The sequence below is a fragment of the Chloroflexota bacterium genome (assembly GCA_026708035.1).
GTDB lineage: Bacteria > Chloroflexota > UBA11872 > UBA11872 > UBA11872 > JAJECS01.
Genome location: JAPOVQ010000022.1, coordinates 14,961 through 37,540, shown reverse-complemented (window position 1 = coordinate 37,540; position 22,580 = coordinate 14,961). Strand labels below are relative to the sequence as shown.

General features: G+C 66.4%; 23 protein-coding genes and 1 tRNA gene. 5 read left to right on the top strand and 19 right to left on the bottom strand.

Translation table 11 applies throughout. The features are described from left to right. The first annotated feature begins 22 nt into the window (after nt 1–22). The gene (locus OXG33_09660) at nt 23–2,959 is read left to right on the top strand and encodes a hypothetical protein (GenBank protein MCY4114185.1); all 2,937 of its coding nucleotides are present in this window, start codon (nt 23–25) and stop codon (nt 2,957–2,959) included. 157 nt (nt 2,960–3,116) lie between these two features. Here OXG33_09660 and OXG33_09655 read toward each other — a convergent pair. From OXG33_09655 to OXG33_09645, 3 genes are all read right to left on the bottom strand, one after another. Then, nucleotides 3,117–3,192, bottom strand: a tRNA-Thr gene (locus OXG33_09655). 180 nt (nt 3,193–3,372) lie between these two features. After that, nucleotides 3,373–4,251 carry an HAD family hydrolase gene (locus OXG33_09650; GenBank protein MCY4114184.1) on the bottom strand — a complete coding sequence of 293 codons (879 nt, stop codon included), beginning with the start codon at nt 4,249–4,251 and terminating at the stop codon, nt 3,373–3,375. Next, a complete protein-coding gene (locus OXG33_09645) occupies nt 4,202–4,606 on the bottom strand; it encodes a zinc ribbon domain-containing protein (protein ID MCY4114183.1) in 405 nt (134 codons plus the stop codon). The genes OXG33_09650 and OXG33_09645 overlap by 50 nt, the downstream gene beginning before the upstream one ends. 135 nt (nt 4,607–4,741) lie before the next feature. Between OXG33_09645 and OXG33_09640 the strand changes: the two genes are divergently transcribed. Further along, nucleotides 4,742–5,896 carry a glycosyltransferase family 9 protein gene (locus tag OXG33_09640; GenBank protein MCY4114182.1) on the top strand — a complete coding sequence of 385 codons (1,155 nt, stop codon included), beginning with the start codon at nt 4,742–4,744 and terminating at the stop codon, nt 5,894–5,896. A gap of 4 nt (nt 5,897–5,900) precedes the next feature. Here OXG33_09640 and OXG33_09635 read toward each other — a convergent pair whose 3' ends face one another. Together OXG33_09635 and OXG33_09630 are read right to left on the bottom strand one after the other, a co-directional pair. Then, nucleotides 5,901–6,680, bottom strand: a complete 780-nt coding sequence (locus tag OXG33_09635; protein ID MCY4114181.1) for an A/G-specific adenine glycosylase — start codon at nt 6,678–6,680, stop codon at nt 5,901–5,903. Nucleotides 6,681–6,739: 59 nt separating this feature from the next. Further along, entirely contained in the window at nt 6,740–7,051 is a 312-nt protein-coding gene (locus OXG33_09630) for a hypothetical protein (protein ID MCY4114180.1), read from the bottom strand. Nucleotides 7,052–7,193: 142 nt separating this feature from the next. Between OXG33_09630 and OXG33_09625 the strand changes: the two genes are divergently transcribed. Continuing rightward, nucleotides 7,194–8,054, top strand: coding sequence for an LCP family protein (locus OXG33_09625; GenBank protein ID MCY4114179.1), 861 nt, complete (start codon nt 7,194–7,196; stop codon nt 8,052–8,054). Here OXG33_09625 and OXG33_09620 read toward each other — a convergent pair. Further along, nucleotides 8,051–9,757: an NHL repeat-containing protein gene (locus OXG33_09620; GenBank protein ID MCY4114178.1), complete on the bottom strand. Its 1,707-nt coding sequence runs from the start codon at nt 9,755–9,757 to the stop codon at nt 8,051–8,053. The two genes, OXG33_09625 and OXG33_09620, sit on opposite strands and share 4 nt — an antisense overlap. Before the next feature lie 356 nt (nt 9,758–10,113). On the opposite strand from OXG33_09620, the gene OXG33_09615 reads away from it, so the two are divergent. Then, on the top strand, nt 10,114–11,667 hold the full coding sequence (locus OXG33_09615; protein ID MCY4114177.1) for a flippase: 1,554 nt from the start codon (nt 10,114–10,116) through the stop codon (nt 11,665–11,667). Nucleotides 11,668–11,686: 19 nt separating this feature from the next. Here the strand turns inward: OXG33_09615 and OXG33_09610 are convergent, their stop codons facing one another. The 12 genes from OXG33_09610 to rpmG form a co-directional block, all read right to left on the bottom strand. After that, nucleotides 11,687–13,663 (bottom strand): glycosyltransferase family 39 protein, encoded by a 1,977-nt coding sequence (locus tag OXG33_09610; GenBank protein ID MCY4114176.1) that lies wholly within the window; start codon nt 13,661–13,663, stop codon nt 11,687–11,689. A gap of 40 nt (nt 13,664–13,703) precedes the next feature. Further along, nucleotides 13,704–14,852, bottom strand: coding sequence for a glycosyltransferase family 4 protein (locus OXG33_09605; GenBank protein ID MCY4114175.1), 1,149 nt, complete (start codon nt 14,850–14,852; stop codon nt 13,704–13,706). 43 nt (nt 14,853–14,895) lie between these two features. Beyond that, nucleotides 14,896–15,819 (bottom strand): glycosyltransferase family 2 protein, encoded by a 924-nt coding sequence (locus OXG33_09600; GenBank protein ID MCY4114174.1) that lies wholly within the window; start codon nt 15,817–15,819, stop codon nt 14,896–14,898. Nucleotides 15,820–15,827: 8 nt separating this feature from the next. Beyond that, nucleotides 15,828–16,595 (bottom strand): glycosyltransferase family 2 protein, encoded by a 768-nt coding sequence (locus tag OXG33_09595; protein ID MCY4114173.1) that lies wholly within the window; start codon nt 16,593–16,595, stop codon nt 15,828–15,830. Then, the gene (locus OXG33_09590; GenBank protein ID MCY4114172.1) at nt 16,592–17,467 is read right to left on the bottom strand and encodes a glycosyltransferase family 2 protein; all 876 of its coding nucleotides are present in this window, start codon (nt 17,465–17,467) and stop codon (nt 16,592–16,594) included. Before OXG33_09590 ends, OXG33_09595 begins: the two co-directional genes overlap by 4 nt. A gap of 30 nt (nt 17,468–17,497) precedes the next feature. Next, nucleotides 17,498–17,884, bottom strand: a complete 387-nt coding sequence (gene rplL, locus OXG33_09585; GenBank protein ID MCY4114171.1) for a 50S ribosomal protein L7/L12 — start codon at nt 17,882–17,884, stop codon at nt 17,498–17,500. Between the two features lie 3 nt (nt 17,885–17,887). Next, nucleotides 17,888–18,424 (bottom strand): 50S ribosomal protein L10, encoded by a 537-nt coding sequence (gene rplJ / locus OXG33_09580; protein MCY4114170.1) that lies wholly within the window; start codon nt 18,422–18,424, stop codon nt 17,888–17,890. Nucleotides 18,425–18,599: 175 nt separating this feature from the next. Further along, nucleotides 18,600–19,316: a 50S ribosomal protein L1 gene (gene rplA, locus OXG33_09575; protein MCY4114169.1), complete on the bottom strand. Its 717-nt coding sequence runs from the start codon at nt 19,314–19,316 to the stop codon at nt 18,600–18,602. Between the two features lie 2 nt (nt 19,317–19,318). Continuing rightward, on the bottom strand, nt 19,319–19,744 hold the full coding sequence (rplK, locus tag OXG33_09570; GenBank protein ID MCY4114168.1) for a 50S ribosomal protein L11: 426 nt from the start codon (nt 19,742–19,744) through the stop codon (nt 19,319–19,321). 12 nt (nt 19,745–19,756) lie between these two features. After that, the gene (nusG, locus tag OXG33_09565; GenBank protein ID MCY4114167.1) at nt 19,757–20,359 is read right to left on the bottom strand and encodes a transcription termination/antitermination protein NusG; all 603 of its coding nucleotides are present in this window, start codon (nt 20,357–20,359) and stop codon (nt 19,757–19,759) included. A 12-nt stretch (nt 20,360–20,371) separates the two neighbouring features. Beyond that, nucleotides 20,372–20,641, bottom strand: coding sequence for a preprotein translocase subunit SecE (secE, locus tag OXG33_09560; GenBank protein MCY4114166.1), 270 nt, complete (start codon nt 20,639–20,641; stop codon nt 20,372–20,374). Further along, nucleotides 20,628–20,792, bottom strand: coding sequence for a 50S ribosomal protein L33 (gene rpmG / locus OXG33_09555; GenBank protein ID MCY4114165.1), 165 nt, complete (start codon nt 20,790–20,792; stop codon nt 20,628–20,630). Before rpmG ends, secE begins: the two co-directional genes overlap by 14 nt. Nucleotides 20,793–21,171: 379 nt before the next feature. Between rpmG and OXG33_09550 the strand changes: the two genes are divergently transcribed. Then, a complete protein-coding gene (locus OXG33_09550) occupies nt 21,172–21,489 on the top strand; it encodes a hypothetical protein (protein MCY4114164.1) in 318 nt (105 codons plus the stop codon). A gap of 12 nt (nt 21,490–21,501) precedes the next feature. Here the strand turns inward: OXG33_09550 and OXG33_09545 are convergent, their stop codons facing one another. Continuing rightward, the gene (locus OXG33_09545; GenBank protein ID MCY4114163.1) at nt 21,502–22,431 is read right to left on the bottom strand and encodes a 2-dehydropantoate 2-reductase; all 930 of its coding nucleotides are present in this window, start codon (nt 22,429–22,431) and stop codon (nt 21,502–21,504) included. Between the last annotated feature and the right edge of the window lie 149 nt (nt 22,432–22,580).

Below are 22,580 nucleotides of genomic sequence, written 5' to 3'. Positions count from 1 at the left end.
CGAGGCGCGAGCAGGCTTAGACTTGGCGTCGTTTCCGCAGTCGTCCGGCGAGCGCCACCTATACTGCCCGGCATCAATTCCGGGGCGGATTGCCATCTCGATGCGATCCATGCGGCGACTTGCCGCTGTCGCCATTGCGTTGGCGCTTGCCGCCGCACTTGCCGCGCCGGTCTACGCGATCGAATGCGACGGAATTGCGCTGCCCGACGGATGCCTGTTCACCATCACCGGCGGCGATACCCCCTACCGCAACGACGGATTTGCCGTCACCAATGCCGACGGCGTCCCCATGTGGGACTTCGTCCAAGAGCTGGACCTCCAGGCCATCGGCTACCCGATCAGCCAGCGCTGGGCCGACGGGCCCTTCACCTTGCAGGCGTTTCAGAAGGTCATCCTCCAATGGGATCCCGGCAAGCAGCGCGTCAACTGGTACAACACCCTCGACGTCCTCGCCGACAAGTATCCGGGTCTCGAGCTTCCCAATGTGCCGGCTCACCAAGTCCTGGCAGCCGACCAGGGCGTCACGAGTTTCGGCGTCATCATGCGCAACCATCTCGCGCTTCTCGACGCCAACCCCAAGATCAAGGCCGCATTCCTCGCCGAGCCCAATTGGCTGAACCTTTACGGTCTCCCTATTGCCTACGAAGAGCGGGAGATCAACGGCAACCCCCAGGGTCTTCAAGTCCTGCGCGCCCAACGAACCGTGTTCGCCATCTGGAACGTATCGGCCCCGGGGACGACCGTTGGCGCCGTCGTGCTTCAAAACGTGCCCGACAAGGTCAAGAAGCTGCCTAACGTCATCATTCCCGATAGCGCCAAGCAGCCGACTGATCCAAGTCAAGATGACGACATCGAGTCTCCCGATACCGTCAAGCAACCAGCTGCTACCAGACAAATTCAAGATATCGATCGCTACTTCGCCAACGCCATCCGTGAGCTATCAAGAGCAAGCCAATCCGGTTTCGCAAATATCTCGAACCAACCGTGGTTTCCAGACCGTATTACTGACAGAGAAAAAGCGTGGATTGTCGGACTCCAATATTTTAGCGATTACACATCATACGAGCGCCCCATAGAACAGTATTACATCGCCACTCGCACCATTTCACTGAGCGATACACGAGACACAAACATATGGATCATCAAAGAGTCACCGTTCAATATCGACGATAGATTGCTCGATCGCATCGAAGATTTTATACAAATCTCCGAGAACTTTCTGGGAATTCCGTTCCCGACAACCGATGTGATTCTTACAGTCACCGGAGACTACAATTACACTGGACATGGAACTCGCGGAGTTCATTTAGGAAATTATATCATATTGCACGAAAGCCTTCTGGATGAATTGGAGCACGAGCTGTCTCATTATTATTTTAACAGAAGTTTTGGCGAATTGTACAATCAATGGCAAGTCGAAGGCGGTGCCGAGTTCCTGTCAGCATTTGTCAATGATCGCGCTGGACGAGAATCCACTGAAAGTGTCCGATCACAGGCATTTCACCAGGTGACGAATGAGTGCTTGAATCATCCTGGAGCGATGACGTTACATCAGCTAGGGGAATCTTTATACCGTGGAGGGACGGGTATCTCATGCAGCCCATACGACTTCGGCAATCTATTCCTATTGGATGCTCTGGCCATCGTTGGCGATACGGCGATGGGCAGGTCATTAGGCGAGATTTATAGTCCTGGTTATGGACATCCCGCGACAGACGAAAAACTCTATTGGAATCTTTTGAGAAACGCTCCGGAAGAGTCCAAAGATGCCGTACGCAAATTGTATCGCCGCCTTCGCGGCGGCCCTTTCACGGCCGAAGCACCGTCCCAAGTGACAGTACCATCGATACACGCGGCGGTCGCCCCGGTCCTCCAAGAGATCCTTCCCTGGGCCGAGAGCCCGCCAGATTCTCATCATGCCGATGCTCTGGGAGCGCTTGTCAGCCTCTGGTGGGTTGACAACGATCTAATGATCAAGGTTGCGAGTTTCCCTTGGATTGTCGACGGGGTGCATTCCAAGGAACTGGCAGCCATCAACGATATTGGCCGAATTGCAGCGACGGATACCGAGCTAGGCAAACTGGCGGCGAGCTTTACCTGGATAATCGACGACATTAAGCACTGGGAATATACGGTGCTTAGTTTTCTGCGCTTTATGGTGGAAGGAAATCGCAATGCAACCGGCATCGCTCTGAACTACTCATGGATGAAAGACACTCTTGCGTATGACGAGTCCGGAGCTATCTTGTTCCTTGGATCTGTCATTTCTACGGAGCGTTGGAGACCTGCGGAAGAGCAAGGCATTGCCGACACAATCGTCGCGCTCCCGTGGGTTTCTGACGGTGTGAGCCGATCCGAGGTGAACGCACTCACACTTTTGGAAGCCGTTGCCGCTCACGGGAGAGATTATTTTACACAGGTGATGTCAGTTCCGTGGATTGCCGACGGTATTTCTTCCGCGGAAGAAACCGCGGCGCTTGACTTTCTGCCCACGCTGGCAGTGATAAATGTTGATTTCGCGAAGGCCATGTTGGGGCTAGCCTGGACAGTAGACGGTTGGAACATTGTCGAATGGCAGGCACTTGCGCGAATCACTGCGATCTTCGATCCAAATCAGGCTGATGTCTCCAATCCAGATCGAGTTACACACTTAGGTCCTGAGTTTGCATTGCAGCTCGTGGCTTTCCCGTGGTTCACGGACGGTATCAATGGCCACGAACTGTCGGCACTCGGCGAGCTACAAGGTGTGGTCGTTGAGGACGTGGCTCTGGGCGGCCGAATCCTTGGTCTTGGCTGGTTCAGGGACGACATCACCAATGTCGAGGCTCGGGCCGTTCATCATTTGCATCGAATCACTCTCCACAACGTGCATCTCGCCCGGCAAGTTCTCACCTTTCCCTGGGTGGCCGACGGGATCACCGAGAGCGACGTCGTCAGGCTGGCGGCCATGGCTCCCTGACAGCTCGCAAGCGCCGCAGGTTCCCCTTACAAACTGCTGCACGTGGATCCCAAGATTTCGGTGACCACGCCGCACCTGAGCAGGAGCCGGAGTCCAGCAATCGAAGGCCCGGCATGGGAAACGCCGCGCCATGGGTGCCCCGAGGGCATCCCCTTGTTGGAGCCGACGGTGGGATTCGAACCCACGACCTGAGCTTTACGAAAGCCCCGCTCTGCCAGCTGAGCTACATCGGCGGACGGAGAAAAGCCTAGCACCGGCACCCCAGCCGCCCCTGCACCAGGTGTTGCACTTCGTCTGTGGACTTGGGGAATCCAGGCCGGTTAACTCCTGCCCCGGGACATCGATCCTGGACCCCGGCCTCCGCCGGGGTGACGGACTGGGAAGACTTGCGACCCCTCGAAGGACGGGCTAGGTCAGACGCCCCAGACGTCCCGCATGACCTGGCGCACGGCCGGCGGCCCTTCGATGGTGGCGACCTCGTCGGCGGCCACTTGCACGTCCAGAGGGGCGTGTGACATGGCGACGCCGCGGCCGGCCCATTGCAACATCTCGATATCGTTGCGGTCGTCGCCCACGGCGACGACCTCGGCGGCGTCGATGCCCAACTCACCCGCCAGCCAGGCCACCGCTTCGCCCTTGGTCCCGCCGGCCGGCAGCGATTCCAGGCCACCCGCCCCGAGGCGCTCGCTCCACCAGGACACCGTCGAGACGGCATTGCCGAGCTCATCATTGATGCGGCGTTCGGCGCCGGCCACGGCTTCACGGTCGCCGAAGGCAAACACCTCGACGGCCGGCGCGGCGACCGCCGTCGCCGGCATTGGTCGAATGATCGGCAGCTTGGTCGACAGGTAGAGCCGCGTCGGGGCATAGGTCCACCACGCGCCGTCACACAGGTACCGCTCGCCGGCGAAGGGCGACTCGACCCAGATTCCGGACATGCCGCAGTCTCGATAGACCCCGAGGACCGCGGCCGCGGCGGCGTGGGTCATGTGCCGGGCTCGCAGCACCTGCCCGTCGCGGACGCGCCGCACGATGCCGCCGTTGTTGAGGATCGCGTAGGCGCCGGCAGGTAGTGCGCGCGTGATCTCGCGGGTGGCATTCGTCCCGCGGCCAGTTGCCACGACGACTGTCACACCCCGCGCCGCGACACCGCCGAGCGACCGGATCACGTCCGAATCTGGGCCCACGCCGGGCCAGGTCAGCGTGCCGTCCACGTCGAGCGCGAGAAGTCGGGGGTGCAGCTTAGTTCTCGTCGAACGCATCGCCGCCGTCGTCCAGGTCGGAAGCCGCATCCTCGAACTCGGCGTCGTCGGGCATTTCCCCGGACTCCATCCGACGGAGCATGGGCTCGAACTCGTCGGGCAAGTCTTCGCCCATCTCTTCGCTCATCTGACGCGTCATGCGGGCCAGGCTGCGCGGATCGCCGGACTCCAGGCCCTCCATGGCGGCGTCCATACCCGAGAAATCGTCGTCGCCCAAGCTGTCATCAGACGCGCTGCCGCGGACGATGGCGACGCGCGACAGCAGGCGCTCCAGGCGATCCGAGCCGCAGTGAGGGCATGGCGGATCATGCACCGCCGCGAAGGTCTTGAAGAGCTTGGTGGAGCGCCGCCGGCAGTCGTGGCAGCGGTAATCGAAGACAGGCACCGGAGGGTGTTAGCCGCGCTGGAACGGCCAGCGCCGGGATGCCGCAAGTGTACGGCGCGCCCCAATTCGCGGATGCCCGCGATGCTAGGCTCGTTGGTGCAATCGGACCGCGCGAGCTCGTTCGAGCGTGCTGCCATGAGGCGTTGGGAGCCCAGCAAAGACTGGCGCCGCCGCCATGGCTTGCGAGCGCACACGGTCACCGCGTTGTGCCGCGCGGCCGGGCTTGTGATCCGTCCCTCGCCACCCGGCGTTCACGTCCTACCGCCCTCGCGTTTCTCCGCAGTCGTCATCAAGCCCCTTGCGCTGGGCGACGTGCTGCGGACGACACCGTTCCTGGACGCCCTGCGCCGGGCCCATCCCGACGCGCGAATCACCTATGCCGTCGGCGACTACGCCCGCCGGACGCTCGCGAACAATCCCCACATCGACGCCATGCTGGACATGGGGCAGCTCGGAACGCCGCGCCGGTACGACGCCCAGGCCTATCTGGGCCTCACCCGACGGCTTCGGCAGGGCCGGTTCGACGTGGCCGTGGTCTTGGACCGCTCGCCGCTCATGGCGCTGTTGCCTTATCTGGCGCGCATTCCCTACCGCATCGGCCTCCACAACAAAGGGCGTGGGTTTGCACATACCACGCGGGTTCCCATCGCCGACGACGAGCACGAAGTCGATGCCTACTTGCGGGTGGCACGGGCGATGGGGATCGATACCCGCGACGTTCGCTGCCACTTTCGCCCCTCTGCCAGCGACAGAGCGGCCGCGGACCGCTTGCACCAGGAGTTTGGCGCCACGCCCGGACACCCGCTGGTAATCATGGCTCCCGGCGGCGGCTTGAATCCGGGCGCGGTGGACGTCTCGAAGCGCTGGACCGCCGCGGGCTATGCGCGCGTGGCTGACGCGCTGATCGAACAGCGGAGCGCGACCGTGGTGCTGGTGGGCCTGCCGTCGGACGCCAGCTCCAACGCCGCCGTGCGGTCCGCCATGCGCGCGTCAGCGATCGACCTGAGCGGCCAGACCGGCTTCGGACAGCTGGCGGCACTCATTGCCCGCGGCGATTTGTTCGTCGGCAACGACTCGACGGCGGCGCAACTCGCCGCATGCGTGGGCACGCCGTCGGTAACCGTCTTCACCACGACCGAGCCGTGGGTCTACGGTCCCTACGCCCCGAATGCGGTTTGGGTCTATCGCGGCAGCCCCACGAGCGGCTTAGTCGACAGCCCGGATATTGCCGAGGTGGAGCAGGCGGCCCTCGACGTGCTGCCGAGGCGGACCGAGGGCGCCGAGGGCTAGACCCTCACGCGTCGGTCGATACCTTGCGACGGGGCGTAGCCCGCGATCCGACGCGATAGCCCGCCGTGCGCTCGGCGGCCACGGACACGCCGTCCACGCGCCACACCGCCACGGGAGGTCCGCCCGTAAGGTCACGACAGAGCTTGCGCAATGGGCATCGGGGGCAGTCTGGCGCTCGTGCGGTGCAGACAGTGGCGCCGAGATCCATGAGCCCCTGCCCGTAGTCGTAGAAGCGCCGGGCCGGCGTCAGCGCCTCGGCAAGCTCCGCGAGCCTGCGCGAATCGCGGTACGTGGAGCCCTTGGACGGCAGCCCGACGGCCCGGGTATAGACCCGCGCGATGTTGGTATCCACCAGCGGCGCGCGCTTGCGGTTGCCGAAGGTGTGCACGGCAGCCGCGGCGTAGGGACCGAGGCCGGGAAGGCGTCGCAGGCCTTCGAGCGAGTCCGGCATGCGGCCCGCGTGGTCCGTGACGATGACCGCCGCCATGGCCTTCAGCCACTTGCCTCGAATGTGATAGCCCAGCGGATCGGTCAGCGCGCTGACCTCGTCGGCAGGCGCGAGATGAAGGTCCTCGATCGTCGGGTAGCGGCGCACGAACTCACGGTATACCGGCGCCACCCGAGACGCCTGGGTTTGCTGGAGCAGCAGCTCGGACACCGCCACGTGATACGCGTCGCGGGTTTCACGCCACGGCAGGTCACGTCGATGCGCGCGGTACCAGCGGATCAGGCGGTCCTGAAACGCCGCCCGAAATCGGTGGTTGATTTCCAGATGGCTAGTCACGGAACGCCTGCCGAACTCGCTTTCCACATGCACTGTCGGGTCGCGGGCCGATGGTACGGTCAAAAGGAATGCGCGCCGCTGGAGCCATCGATTTCCCAGCTCGCCACGCCAATGATCCGTAGCCTGGCGCGCATCGTCACTCCAGTCGCCATCGGCATGCTGACCGTCGCCGCGTGCGGCGACGCGACGCCTGGGCCAGGCTCGGCCACAACCGCCATCGTGGTCGTGGCGCCAACGCCCGAGCCGCCCCCGGCGCCGACGACCACGGCAGTCGCGCCAGACTCGCCGTCACCGCAAGTCACCGGCACGTCGAGCGCCACCACCTCGCCAACGGCGTCGCCCACGGCCGCGACCACACCACCCGCAGTCACGGACACACCGACACCACCGCCGTCACCCGTATCCCCGACTCCTGAGCCGACTGCCCCAACTGACGTCACGCCGGCGGCCGGGGCGACTACTCCGAATCCAGGACCCGCCGAACCCGTCCAGCTGCCCACCGTCGCGACCGACTTGCCCGGAGTCGAGCAGCGCGTCACGTTCCTGCTGTTGGGCATCGACCAGGCAGACTCGTTTGAGGGCAACACGGACGTCATCATGCTGGTCAGCCTGGACCCCGAGAGCGGCTCGGCCTTGGTGCTCTCGATTCCGCGCGATCTTTGTCTGGACGCGTGCGACACGCATTCCTCCCGGGTGAACGAGATCTTCAAGCGCCAGGGCATGCAGCCGCTGCAAGCGACCCTTCACAACATCACCGGCCTTCCCATCGACTACTTCCTGCTGGTGAACTTCTACGGCGTGGAACGCATCATCGATGCGCTGGGCGGCGTGAACGTCTGGTCGCCGCGCGAGTTTGACGAGCGGTTCGTCTACCTGGACACCGACGAGGAGATTCGCCTGGTCCTGGAGCCGGGCTCGAACACGCTCAACGGTCGCGAGGCCGTAGCCTATGGCCGCTCGCGCAAGTACGACCCGGGGGGCGACTTTGCCCGCATTTGCCGCCAGCAGCAGGTGATGCGCGGCCTGCGGGAGCAGGCCTTGTCACCGGCGCTGATCGTGAACATCCCCGCCGTGCTCGAGGAGCTCGGCGGCGCGTTCCGCACCGACTTTCCGCTGGAGCAGCTCCCAGCGCTGGCCGAATTGGCGCTGCGGACCCCCGCGCAGCGGGTGCATTCGTTCGCCGTCCACAGCCGCGGCGGCGAGCTGCTGCAGTGGTTCACCGGCGAGGACGGCGCGTTTCTCCTGCGTCCGGACCTGGTCGCGATTCGCGACTTCGTGGCCGACGCCTTCGCGCGATCGTTGGAAACCCCGACGAACGCCGCCGGCGAGCCCGTCTTCATCGCCGACAACTGCGAGGCCTACTACCCAAGCTAGCCTTCGGCGGCGCCGACTCGCGGAAACTCGCGGGCCTCACCGCTGCGCACGAACTCGGAATCGTGAAAGGCCGGCAACGCCCGCCACGCACCGTCGGGGTACTTGCGATTTCGCAGGGCATCGCCAAGCAGTCGGAGCTGCACCGGCTCTCCCGAATTGGGCCAACTCTCGAAGACGGCATTCTGAAAGTACTGCCGGATCACTCCCGGCTCGGCGCCGGGCGCGATGATCGTGCCGGGCGCGCCGGTGTCCACGCGCGCCTCGGTGCGTGGAGCTCCAAACGCCAACGCACCGCCGAATTGCTCGAAGAAGTCGAGGAATCCCGTCTTGCTGCCGTCGATCGCATAGTTCGACACCCGATGCCCCCAGGTGCCGACGATCACACCCTCCTGGTCCGAGAACACGGTGGGTTCGATCCCAAGATTCGGCGCGCCGCCCAGGCCGCCGCCGATGAGGTCCCACGCGGGGCGGGCGAACACTTTCCGCTTGCCGGAAAAGGTGTCGAGGTTCCAGTCCATCACGCCGCGCTGGAACCACTGTGAAATGACGCCGGGCACCTCGCGCCAAGGATCGGACGTCGGATAGCCCCACCGCCGCAGGCCGCCCGTGGCGCCGAAGTAGGCGGCGAAGCCCGCCGTCAGCAGCTCGCCGTCCAGCCGCACGCGCCAGTCGGTCAGGCTGTGGCGCAGCGGCCCGGACGCCGCGTCGGCCAGCGCGATCCCCACCGCCAGATCCTCGGCTTCCGGCGGTGGCGCCGATTGGCTGAGCGGCGAGTCAAACACTTGCACGCGGCTGTTGAGGCTGTCGGCGACGTAAATGCGGCCGTCGCCATCGACGGCGATGCCCTGCGGAAATCGAAACTCGCTCTCCTCGACGCCTTCGCTGCCAAATCGACCCACGAGCGCGCCGTCGGGCTCGAATACCGCCACCCGGTGATCGGCCTCTTCGGTGACGTACAGCCGCTCCGTCTGATCGAGCGCCAGGCCAACGGGATTGCGAACCGCCGGCGCGGTCACGGCAAATCGCCAGAACTCTCCGGACGAACTGAATACTTGGATCCGATCGCGAAACGTGTCGGCGACGTACACCAGGCCCGAAGGGCCGACGGCGATGCCGTTGGGCGTGCTGAACTCTCCCGGCTCGTCGCCGCGGCTGCCCCACATGGTCACGAACGAGCCGTCCGGCCCAAATTTCTGGACGCGGTCGTTGAAGCCATCGGCGACGTAGACGAAGCCGTCGGCGTCGACCGCGATCCCGCGCGGCGCGTTGAATTGGCCCTCACCGCCACCTTGACCGCCCCATTGGCTGTGAAACTCCCCATCCCGCGTGAAGACCTGAACGCGTCGATTGCCGCCGTCGACCACGTACACCAGACCGTCGGGACCGAGCGCGACGCCCTTGGGACGGGAGATTGACCCGGCGGCGTTTCCCTCGTCGACGAGAACCACCAGCTCGAAGCCGTCCGGAGATATTCGGACCACGCGGCTCGCGCGTGAGTCCGACGCGAAGAGGAATCCGTCGTCATCGACGGCGACGCCCCACGGCGAGGAATCGCGGCCCACGCCCCGGATGGTTGCAAGCGTGACCGCCAAGGGCTCGTCGTCGTCGTCCTGCGCGGACACCGTTCGCGCCGCAAGTCCGGCCAGCGGCGCCAGCGCCAGGCCGGCAAGGAGAGCGCGTCGACCGAAGGGGCGGGGAATCATGGCGTGCACGTGGAGCAGGAACGCTTGGCTGCTGTCAGTCTAGCGGCGGCCCAACGAGCCAACCCAAGCTGATCCGCGCCGCTCACGCTCATGTTCTCTTGATCCCACGGGGTCGCATGCGCGCCAATGTGACGGTCACATGAACAACGGCGCCGGAAGCGATTACATGACGCCGGGGCGCGTATGCTGCCGCCCATGAGACCCCGGCGCCCCGTGGAGCGGCCTCCTGTGCTCGCACGGAAAAAAAGTTGCGCCGAATCGCGCAACGTTTCGCGTTCGAGCCGCGATGTAAGTTCGGCGGGTCCGGACGTCCAAGGCAGCGGTCCTGCGGGAAGCTCGGACTCGCCTCCCTCCCCATGAGCCTGGGCGCCAACGGCATAGGACTCGTTGCCGTTGGCGCCCTGCTTGCTGTCGCGGCGACGGTCTACCTGGGGCTTCTGTCCGCGCGGCGCTTGACTCGACCGACCGCGCGCACTCGTGCCGCGGAGCAACGACGGTTTACGCGCAACGCCATCACGCCCATTGCCGTCAGCCTGGCCGACCGGGCGCTGTTCTGGGTGTTCATGGTCGTCGTGCTCCGGTTCATCGGTCCGGAGGGCAACGGCCACTACGCCTTCGCGACGAATCTGCTGGCCTATTTCGCCGTCGTCGTTGACTTCGGTCTCGGCACCCTGGTCACGCGAGACGTGGCCAGGGATGCGACCGGACTGGAGCGCATCTTCCGGTCGGCTCTAGCCCTGCGCGCGCGTCTGTTGGCCGTCAGCATGCCGGCCATGGTCGGCATCGCGCTCATCTATTGGGCCGCCGGCGCCATTGACGGGCTGGCGTTGCTTACCACGGCGGTGCTGGCGCTCGGACTGCCGCTGACGGCGGTGAACCAAGCCTATGCCGCGATCTATGGCGCGTGGGAGCGCATGGACCGTCGCGCGCTCGTGGTGGCCGGGACTTCGGCCTTGACCGCCGGCCTTGGACTGCTTCTGCTTGCCGTCGGTCTTGGAGTCGTGGGGGTTGCGCTCGCGGGGCTGCTCTCGAGCGGCGTCACGCTGATCGCCATCGGACGGCCGGTCGGATTTAGGCTGCTGCGCCGGGCCTGGCGCGTTCCGCGGGACGACCTGCAAGGCCTGGCGCGGGATGCGCTGCCGCTCATGCTCAACAGCCTGCTGGCCACCGCGTTCATCCAGATCGACATTCTCATCCTGCAGCCCCTGCACGGCACGGCGATCGTGGGGCACTACAACGCGGCGTTCAAATTCCTCAATGGGCTCAACCACTTGCCCTCGGCCATCGTGCTGGCCGCCTTCCCGCTCATGGCCCGCGCGTCCGCCGATCCGGCGGAGTTGGCGCGTTGGTTCGCGCGAGCGTGGCGGATCTTGGCGACGGCTGCAGCGGCCGCCGTGTTGCTCCTCTTCGTCTTCGCCGAGCCGGTTGTCGAAACGCTGCTCGGGCCGGAGTACCTGCCGCAAACCGCCACGGCGCTGGCGATCCTGATCTGGTTCCTGCCACTGAGCTACCTGAACGGGACGTTGCAATACGTGGTGATCGCCTCGGACCGCCAGTGGCGGCTCACCCCGGTCTTTCTGGTCGCCACGCTGATAAACGTGGGGCTGAATCTGGCGCTCGTGCCAATCTGGGGATTTGTGGCGGCCGCGGCAACGACGATCGGGAGCGAGGTCGTCCTACTGGCCGGCCTTGGCTGGATTCTGCGCCGGGATCGGCTGCTCGGTCGCGTGGTCGAGCCTGGCGCGCGTCCGGTAGTGGCTGCCGGAGTGGCCGCAGTGGCGGCTGTGCTGCTGCGCGATCATTCGTGGATTGGCGCGGCGCTGGCGGCGATGGCCGCCTACGTCGGGGTGCTGACCGTGATCGGCGGGCTTCGGCTTGGCGCGATTCGCGACGCGCTGCGGCGGTCCTAGTGCGGCGTCGCGCGTCCTTCTAGCCCGATTCGGCTCCACCCGGCCCACCGAGGGACGGCGACACAAAGACCGTCCGGCCGAGCCATATGCCCTTTTGCCCAACATACGTCCGCAGGGCGAACTCACCTGACACCGGCAGACCCTCGCCCTCGGGTCCCACAAAGCCCATGAAGGTCTGGTAAGTGCCCGGCGGCGCCTCGGCTGGAATCCAAAGCCCGGTTCGGACTTCGTGGACTTCGCCGGGCGACCAGGCCGAGGTGCGTTGGCCGGTGAAATTCTGCGCGTAGAACTCCTTCGAATAGACCGCGCCGGTCGGCCCTTCCACCCACACACGAATCCGCAGGTCGTAGTCAACCGGCGCCGGCATCTCCAGGCGGATGCTGAACCGCATGCCGTCGCCGGCCTCCCGCGGACCCTGGTCCTTGCGATGGCCGGTGAACCACATTTCAGCCATCTCGAAGTCGTCATCGATGTTGACTTGGCCTTTGCGCTTCACGAAATCGTGGACGTGCGTCATGTACAGCTGGAGCACACCGTTGCGGTAGACCTCGGACCGCGCCTGCCACAAATGGCGCGTGAGCCACGTCTCCGTGAGCTTGTCGGGATCCGCCTGCTCGAGCCCGGCCAGCACCACCCAGACGCGGTTGTGGTTCCGCGCCGCCTGCCCCAACTTGCGTTCGACTTCGAGGCGACCCACGGCCGGCGGCACCTCATCGGGGAGGAGCCAGACATCGACCTTGTCGAGGAAGTCGGGGAAGTAGTGCCGCCAAAACCAGCCCTGCCACGGACCGGCGAGCACGACGGCGTCGCGGAACTTGGTCTGATCAATGCCGGGACGCCCGGGCCGCGCGAGATTCTCAATGGTCGTGGTGATCGATCGGTAGTCGCCCCGCACGTAGTCGGTGAAATAGGCGCGACTCGCCGCAACCGGCCCGACCAACACCACTAGTGCGACGCCCGTGGCGGCCAGACCTCGCAGCGGAACCCGCGGCGCGGCGTCGAATGCTACGGCCACGAGCACACCGATCGCGGGAATCGCCGGAAGGAGATAGCGCGGCTGATAGGCCTTGTCGAAGATGAGCAACAGCACGAGAAAGGCGACCACCGACGCGACGAATCCGAGCATGAGCCCTCCACGGCGTCGGATGACGACGGCGGCGACGCCGCCGACGGCGAGTGCCGCGGCGCCGACGGCAAACGCGGTTGAGAGCCGTCCGCTGCGGACCTCCTCCATGCCGACCAGCAGATCGAGCCACGCCATTCGGGCAATCTCGACCAGCAGGCCGCGTGTGAGATCGCCGGTTCCAAAGGCCGGCAGGCTGTCGTGCAGCCCACGCGCCAGGATCAGCCAGGGCAGCAGAATGGCCAGGCTCGCGGCGCCCACGGCGACGAACACCAGCACGCGGCGCCGGCGACGCCGCCAATGCCAGGGCAAGGCCAGCACCATGGCGGCAACCGCGATCGCCACGGTGAAGTCGAAGTAGCTGCCCGCCGCGACGCAGGCGGCCAGCCCCAGCCAATCGCGCCGCCGTCCGGAGCGCATGGCACGCTCGAACAGCCAGAGCGATAGCACGGCGAAGAGGGCCGCGGGCGCATACATCCGCGCTTCGCGGCTGAAGAACACCAGCAGCGGTGACGTGGTGACGACCACGGCGGCGACGACCGCGGGCCAAGCTGCGGCATAGCAACGGGCCAGGCGGTAGGTCGCGGGGATCAGCAGCAGCCCGAACGGGATCGAAAGAGCCCGCGCGATCGGCTCGGACTCGCCAAACCACCCGATCCACACGTGCAGCGCCAGGTAGTAGAGCGGGGGATGCTCAAACGGCGCCGCGGCCAGATCGGCCACGATATCGAGCAAGCCGGCACGCGCGTACCAGATGGCGGCAACCTCGTCGAAGTCGAAGTCGCCCAGCCCGTCCAGGTTCCACAGGCGCAGGCCCGCCCCCAATACCACGAGCATCAGCACCGCGCGCTCCGGCGTCACTAGGGGCGCCATTCGCCGCCTCCAGGTCGAGGCCGCGGCAGCCAAGCCGACGCTACCCGCCGTAGGCATCGAGCGTCTGACGTGCGATGCGGCGCCAGGAGTAGCGGCGGGCCACGGCGCGCGATCCCGCCTCGAGCGTCGATCGGTACTCGGGGTCGTCGCGAACACGAACCAACGCCGCCGCCAGCGACTCGGGATCGCGCACCGGCGTGAACGCCACCTCGCCGGGGCGCACATCCAGCAGGTCGGGCCGCACGGGAGTCGTCGTCACCACGGGCAGGCCATGAGCGGCCGCCACCATGAACGATCCGCGGCGCGTCGAAAGCCCATCGTCATAAGGCAGAGCCGCAACGTCGCAGGCGCGCAACCAGCGCGAGATTTCGGAGGCCTCCAGGTACCCCGGCTCCAGCACGTTCACGCCGGCGAACGTGGACGGTGGCACCAGGGCTGCCGCTCGCCGCGTGCTGACATCCGGACCCGCGCCTCCGATCAGCGCGAGCCGCGCGCCGCAGTTCGCCAGGGTCGGGCTTTGCATCGCGGCCGCCAGCGTCTCCAGCCCCTTTCCCGCCTGCCGAAAGCCAAAGAATCCGACGAGAAAGGCGTCCGCCGGCAAGCCCAGGTCGCGGCGAGCCTCCTCACGCGTTCCCAGCGACGGGGGAGGCTCGATGGTCGGCCCAGCCGGAATGAACTGGGATCGACGCCACTCGCCCGGTATACGGGCGCTGACGCGCGCGCGATCGAGGGCATCGACGTAAATGCAAACGTCTGCCCAGCCGCGCAGTAGATCCACGGCCCGTCGGCGCAATGGGCCGGCGCGGGGAAAGACAAACGGCTCTGCCAGGTCGTGAAACGTGACGACGACCAGGCCGCTAAAGCCCATCAGACGCAGCGCCCAGGGCATGAGTGGCGCTTGCAGTGCCGAGTCAAAGGCCCCGGCCTGGTATTGAATATGCACGATGTCGTTCCGGAATCGCCGCACCAGCCGAAGAACGGTGACGATCTGGCGGAGCCAGGGACATGGCGCCAGGCGATAGACGCGATCGACGGGACTGTCCCGCGACACGGCCTCGGTGGCCACATAGGTGCGCGCGCCCAAATCCTCGAGCGACGAGCGCAAGCGGATCACATGATCGGCAATCCCGCCGCGGCGCGGCGGAAACTCAGCAGTGACGAACAGAATCCGGCGCGTCGGCGCGGGCACTAGCGTCGGCTCCTCGGCGCGATGGCGTCGGCGGGCACTGGCACTAGCGGCGCCAGCCGAACCACTGCCACAGCGTGACGCGCGCGATGCGCCGGGCCTCCACGCGAGGCGAAGGCGCACCGCGACGCAGCAGCAACCGCATGAGCTGCTCGGCCAGCCTCAGAAGATTGACGAGGGCCACGAATAGGCGCAGAAACACGGCGAAGGGGCGCCCCCACATCTTGCCCGCGAACCGATAGCGACTCCGGAAGAAATTGCGCTCACGGGCCACAAGATCGCGTCCCGCCGACGCGCTGCCCACATGCCGCACCCGCGCGGATTCCTCGACGGCGCAGGTCCATCCAGCCGACCGCAGCGCCCGGTGCAGATCGAGCTCCTCGGAATACATGAAATACCCCGCGTCGAATCCGCCTACGTCGCGCAAGGCTCGGGCGCGGAACGCGAGACAGGCGCCGTCGAGCCAATCCGGGGGCGCGTCGAGCGGGGCGGCGTCGCGATAGTAGGACCGCAACACGGCCGATCTTCGCAGCCATCGTTCCAGCATGGTGCCGTCCGCAATCGCGGCGCCGATGGAAGGAAACGCGCGGGCCGGGGACTTGTTCCCGTTGTCGGCGCCCACGTGGATCGGACTCACGCACCCAAGGCTGGAGTCGGCGTCGAGCCGGGCTCGGACGGCCGCGATCGTCCCGCGCTCGACGATCGCGTCGGCATTGAGGACCAGGATGGGATCGCCGCCGGCGAGACCGATGCCGATATTCGCGGCGGCGCCGTAGCCGACATTCCGGTGGGTGACGTGCAGCGTCACAGCCGGGAATTGCTCGCGCACCTTCTCGGCGGTGCCATCGCTTGACCGATTGTCGACCACGATGATTTCGAGCTCGCCATCACCCTCAGCCTGCAGCGCCTCGAGACATGCGCCGATGTGACCCGCCGATTGGTGCGTCACCACAACCGCGGACACCCGCATGGCGTGGTTCAACCCGACGCGGCGCCGCGACGCCAGCGCCGGGCCAGTCCGCGCTGCAGGCGCCACTCGTACTCGGCCATCAGCAGCGCCAGTTGCACGCCCACCCAGCCGTCGCGGTATCCGTTGTATTCGACCAGCCGACGCCGGATTTCACGCAAGGGTTGCGCCACGACTGCGGTGCGTCGGCGTCGCACGCCAGCCCGGTACAGGCTGTTTGCCTCCATCCGCGCGTAGCGCCGCTGCCGGCGGCGAAACTCTCGGATCGTGCGATAGCTGTGGTGGACCAGCGGCGCCTCGATCACCCCGATGCTGCCGTCGACGTCGGGCACTTCATGCACCGCGCGCTCGACCGGGTAGCTCACGCGCCGACGGTCCATCACCCGCAATTGATGGTCGGGCGCCCAGCCGCTGCCGCGCATCCAGTGGCCAAAGATTCGATTCAGACGCGGCACGTCATAGGCCGCATGTGCCTCGCGTCCCGCGCGGCCGCGCACTTCCGCGGCCAGCGTGTCGGACACGCGCTCGTCGGCGTCGACGAAGAACACCCAGTCGTAGGCGGCGCGGGCCAGGGCGTCCTGCCGTTGGGCGGCGAACGTGGTGAAACGACGTTCGACCACGCGAGTTCCAGCCGGGGCGGCTGACGGCGTGCCGTCGGCGCTGAAGGCGTCCATCACCAGGCGCTCGTCGCACCAGGCAAGCGTCTGCAGGCAGGGCTCGATGTTGGCCGCCTCGCCCGCGGCGATCACGACTGCGCTCAGCGGCGCCGGGCGGCTCACGATTCGTCGAGGGCCGCCAGCGCGCCGGCAAGGCCCGTCACCGACCGGCCGGCGGCTTCATCCATGGCCGATCGTGCTCGCAGCCCCCAGCGCATGGCCGCCAGCGCCGCCCTGGCCACCGGCGGCGGCGTGTGCGTGCGGTACCAGCGCACTCGGCTCCGGTAGAGCTGCGCCAGCATGCGGTCCGGCTGTTCGCTGGTGCTGGCGCCGCCGACGTGCCACACCCGCGCTGCCGGCACGTGCGCCACGCGCCAGCCGTAGTCCTTGAGCCGCCGGCAGAGGTCGATCTCCTCGCAATACATCCAGTAGTCCGGCGAGAAGCCGCCGATGAGATCCACGGCCAGTCGCCGCAGCAACATGCAGGCGCCCAGCGGATGATCGATGTCCACGGGGACGCCGTCCGCCGCCACGCGCCCGTTCAGGCGCCCGCGCCGCAGCCACGCCGGCGCGGGCCAGGTGTCAATGGCGGCTTGCGCCACGCCGGGAAAGCGAAACGCCCCCTCCTGACGCGATCCGTCGACATTCCTGAATTCGGGACCGACGCACGCAACGTCGGGCGCCGATTCGGCGTGCCTCACGAGGTGCTCGATGGCGTCGCGGTCAACGAACACGTCGTCGTTCATGACCAGCACGTAGGCCGCGTCCGTGGCGGCGATGCCGTCGTTCGCGGCCGCGCCGTAGCCGGGGTTGTCCGGGCGCGCGAAGGGGTGCACCCACGGCCCGGCGTCGCTGATGGCCGCCAGCGCGGCGCCGTCGGCCGACGTGTCGACGAGCACAATCCGCCCTGGCGGCTGCGAGCTGTGGCGCAGCGCATTGATGCAGCGGCGCGCTCGAGCGCCGCTGCCATGGGCCACTACAACCGCGTCAACCATGGACGGCCTCCCGAAGCCGCCGGGAAGGGCTTAGCGCAACTCGGCGGTGGCGCCCACCTCGGCGAGCTTGGCGACGATCTGGTCGCCCTCGTCTTTCGAGACGCCTTCCTTCACCGGACCCGGCGCCGCGTCGACCACGCCCTTGGCCTCGCGCAGGCCAAGACCCGTAATTTCGCGTACGGCCTTGATGACCTGAATCTTCTGCTGACCGGAAGACTCCAGGTGCACCGTGAACTCGGTCTGCTCCGCCTCGGCCGCCGCGCCGTTGGCGCCATCGGCCGCGGGAGCCGCCGCCATCGCCATCGGCGCTCCGGTGACGTTGTACTTCTCCTTCAGCGCCTCCACGAGTTCGCTGAGCTCCACCACCGTCATGGAGTCGATCGCGCTGAGAATGTCGTCCTTGCTGATCGTGGCCATCCGTCACGCTCCTTCCGCGTGTGGTTGCAGTTGTTCGACGCGTTCCTGCAAGGCGTAAACCAATCCGTGAATCGTGCCGGCCAGGGTGTGCACCAGGCCGGTAATCGGGCTTTCGATTGACCAAACCAACTCCGATTGCAACTGCTCGACCCCGAACAGCGAGGCCAGCCGCGCAATGCGATCGGTGTCCAGCGCCTGCCCCCCGGCCACGCCGCCGCGAATCTCCATCTTGGGATTCGAGGCGGTGAAGCCGCGCAGGGCGCGCGCGGTTCCAATCACATCCTCGCCGCTAAACGCGAACGCAGTCTGGCCGTGGAAAAACGGCTCCAGGTCCCCGGCGTTACTCTGGCGCGCCGCCAAGATCGCCAGCGAGTTCTTCACCACGCGAAACTTGGCGCCGGCCTCGCGCATTTGGCGGCGCAGCTCTTGCATGTCCGACACCGTGAGCTCGCTATAGCCGGCAACAATGCTCAGCGGCGCGTCCGCCAGCGCCGACGCCAACTCGTCGACGATCTCGACCTTTTCGGCCTTGGTGGCCATGCGTGACCACGTCCTTTCCGTGAATGACCTGGTGCCGCAGCGTCGGGCGGCGCACCGTGACACGCGCCGCTCGCGTGGTCATTCGCGCCTCGGCGGGCGTCCCCAAGGGAGCTTATGCCTCGCACCCGCGGTCTTCGGCTGACGGCAAAGGGTTGTGACTGATGTGCTGGGCGCCTCAGGCGGCCAGCGCGGCGGCCTCCTCGTGAATGCGGGATACATCCAGCGGAATTCCCGGGCCCATGGATGTGGTGAGCGTGGCGGAGAGCAGATAGGTGCCCTTGGCGGCGGCGGGTCGAGCCTGGACGATGGCGTCCACGATCGCCGCGATGTTCTCTTTGAGCGCCGCGGCGCCCATCGACACTTTCCCGGTGCGCACGTGCACGTTGGCCAAGCGCTCCACGCGAAACTCGACGCGCCCGGCCTTGAGGTCCTTGACGACGCGGCCCACGTCGTTGGTCACCGTGCCCGCCCGCGCGTTCGGCATGAGCCCGCGCGGACCGAGAATCCGCCCCAAGGGTCCGATGATGCGCATGGTGTCGGGCATGGCGACCGCCGCCTCGAAGTCGAGCCATCCACCCTGGATGCGCTTGGCGAGATCGTCGGTGCCAATCTCGTCGGCCCCCGCTTCGCGCGCTTCCTCGGCGCCGTCGCCGGTGGCGAACGCGATCACCCGGATCGACCGGCCCGTGCCGTGCGGCAGGGACAGCGTGCCGCGCACCTGTTGATCCTGATGGGTGGGGTCCACGCCGAGCCGCATGTGCAGCTCGACGGTCTCATCGAATTTCGCGGGCGGAAACTGCACCAACTGGTCGACGGCGTCGGAAATCGAGAGCCTGGCTTCCGAATCCACCATCTCCGCCGCCTGCCGGTAGCGTTTGCCGTGGCGCGGCATGGCTAGCCCTCCACCAGAACGCCCATGCTGCGGGCGGTGCCTTCAATCACACGCTCGGCGGACTCGACATCGTACGCGTTGAGGTCCGGCATCTTCGTCTCGGCGATTTCCCGCAGCTGGCGCCGGGTGATGGTGCCCACCACCTCCTCGTGCGGAATGGCGGCGCCCTTCTCGACCCCGGCGGCCTTGCGCAGGAGATCGGACACCGGCGGCGTCTTGGTGACGAAGGTGAATGAGCGGTCCTCGTAGACCATGATCTCGACGGGAATCACCGAGCCCATCTGGTCCTTGGTGCGCTCGTTGTACTGCTTCGTGAATTCGACGATGTTGACGCCGTGGCTGCCCAGCGCGGGGCCGACCGGCGGCGCCGGAGTGGCCTGCCCGGCGGCAAGCTGCAACTTCACGATGGATCGGAGTCTGCGCGCCATGTTGTTTCGAGCCTAGCCTCCGGCCCCGGCCACCGGCCCGCCGCTCTGCTTCTCCACCTGGAGAAAGTCCAACTCGACCGGGGTTTCGCGGCCAAAGAAGGATACAAGCACGCGCAAGCGCTCCTTCTCGTCGAGCACTTCGTCCACGGTGCCGAAAAAGTCGGTGAAGGGACCGTCGATGATCTTGACGCGCTCGCCGGCCTGGATGCGAACCTCCGGACGCGGGGTCTCGCCCTCCATCTGCTTGAAAATCACGTCCGCTTCCTCGGGCGGCAGGCGCGTCGGCCGATTGCCCGAGCCGACAAAATTCACCACGCCCGGTGTGTTGCGCACGACCAGCCACGACTCGTCGTCCAGCATCATGCGCACCAGCACGTAGCCGGGATACATCTTGCGCTTCACGCGGCGGCGCTGGCCGTGCTTGACCTCTTCAATTTCCTCGGTCGGCACGATCACGTCGAAGATCTTGTCGGAAGCGTCCATGGAGACCACGCGGTGCTCCAGGTTGTCCTTCACCTTGCCCTCGTAACCCGAGTAGGTGTTGATCACGAACCATCCGGCCTCGTCACGGGCGGCGGTCGTCACAGTCTCGGCGGGTTCAGGCGATGTAGCCACGTCTATCCCCTTCTAGGCCACGACGACGTCGAACAGCTCAGCGAACACAAAGTCGGCCAGCCCGAGCAGCATCGCCATGAGCAGGCTGATGGCCACCACCAGGCCGGTCAGCCGGATGGTCTGCTCGCGGGTAGGCCAGTGCGCCTTGCGCAACTCGGCATAGGCGTCGCGAATGAACGCCCCGCCCGGGAGCCGCGCCAAGCGGCTCGGCGGCGCCGTGCGGCGTCGCGTCCGGCCGCCGCGAGCGGCCGGACGGTTGGATTGTTCTTTAACGAGTCTCACGATGGTTTCGATGTTCGCGGCAGCGCGCGCAGAATTTGCGCAACTCCATGCGATCCGGGTCGTTGCGCCGGTTCTTGCTCGACACATAGCCACGGCTGCCGCAGTCCGTGCATTCGAGCGTTATGACAAGTCGATCACCGCGTCGGGGCATCTGAACGTTCCGAAAGGCCGGGACGACCGATGCGCGTGCCCGGCCTCACCACGCGCACGCCCAAGGCACTGGCCAAGGGATGTCGCATTGTACACCGCCCGGCGGGGAGTTCGGTCGCACGAGAGCGGGCGACTTTGGCATCTGAGCGCCGCCTGGTGACCCAGCAGCGGCGGGCGGCCTCGATGCGTCGATTGACTTCCGGGGTGGATTCCCGCCCCGTATCGAGTACGGGGCAGGCTCTTCGCGGGAATGTCGGACTCAAAGCAGCCCACTACGCGGCATTTCGACCCGGATGCGACAAGCTGGCTGCGGCCCTGGCGACGGGTACCATTTGGCTCGTCGCCGTCACTGCGGCGGTGATCGGGATGGCGCAGTCCTCATGATGGGGCTAGTAGGGGCGATCTTCGCCGCGATCGGCGTCGCCGGAAAACTCGTCGCCCACGGTCTCTGGCGTGCACTCACCGTCGTTGTGTGGGCGCTCGGGATCATCGCTCGCTACCTGAGCCGCATTCTGTGGTGGGCCATTCGTGTTGGAGTGCCGGCGCTTGGACGGGGCGCCCGCGCCGTGGGCCGATTTCTCGGGCCTCGCCTGGTGCTCGCCTTCGCCCTACTTGGCTACGGAACTGCCCGCGCCGGGACCTGGGTGCGGCGAAAGATCACCCGCGCGGACGACTCGCCATCACCCCCAATGGTGTAGGGCAGCGGTCGCCTATATCCCCCCGAACGCTCGCGCCTTGGCCTTGAGCGAGAGGTAGATGGCCTCGAGCGCCGGGGTGGGCACGCCGGCCTCGCGGCCGCGGCGCACCACCGCGCCGGTGAGGTACTCGAGCTCGACGCGGCGCTGGTGGCCGAAGTCGACCTGGAGCGAGGTGGTGTTGTCCGCCGGGGCGGATTGCAGCAGGGCGACCAGGTCGTCGCTGGTCGATTCCGGCAGGTCCATGCCCAGCGCCCGCCCAACGGACGCCGCTTCGTTGAACATCATGCGGTAGACGTCCTCCATGCCCTCGGTTGACAGGATGTCGCCTAACGGCAGCTGGCAGGCGGCGCTCATGCCGCCGTGGACCGACAGCAGCACGATCTTGCTCCACAGGATCCGGGTGATGTCGTCGCTGACTTCGGTCTCGATGCCGCAGCCGCGCAGCGCCTCGGCAATGCTCTCCACGCGGTCGGAGATGCCGCCGCCGGGCTCGCCGATGGCCGCGCGCACCAGCGCGTCCTGGTATTCGATGACTCCCGGCCCGGCAATGTGGGCCGTGAGCCAGGTGGCTCCGCCGATCACGTGCTCCGCGCCGAGCACGGACGACAGCATCGGCACGCTGTCGATGCCGTTCTGCAGCGTCAGCACCGCAGTCTCGTCGCCGACGGCGGGGACCAGTAGCTCAGCGGCCGACTGCGTGTCGTATGCCTTGACCGCGAACACGATGAGATCGAACGTCGACCCGGCATCCGCCGGCCGCTCGACGACGTCGACCTCCAGATATCGGCGCGATCCGTCTTCGCTGAGCATGCACAGCCCGTGCTCCCGAATGGCTTCCAAGTGCGCCCCGCGGGCGACGAACGTCACGTCGTGGCCGGTATCGAACAGCCCGGCGCCGACAAAACCGCCAACTCCGCCGGAACCCATCATCATCACGCGCATGTTGTTCTCCTTCTCGTACAGAAGATTCGGTGTAAGTCGGTCATATGCGGGACTGTTGGGACACAACCGGAGCGACTCCAGGTCTGGGAAGGCTGGCTTCCCGCGATTGGAGACCCATGCAGGATTGGTCGACAGCCCACGCTCATGCG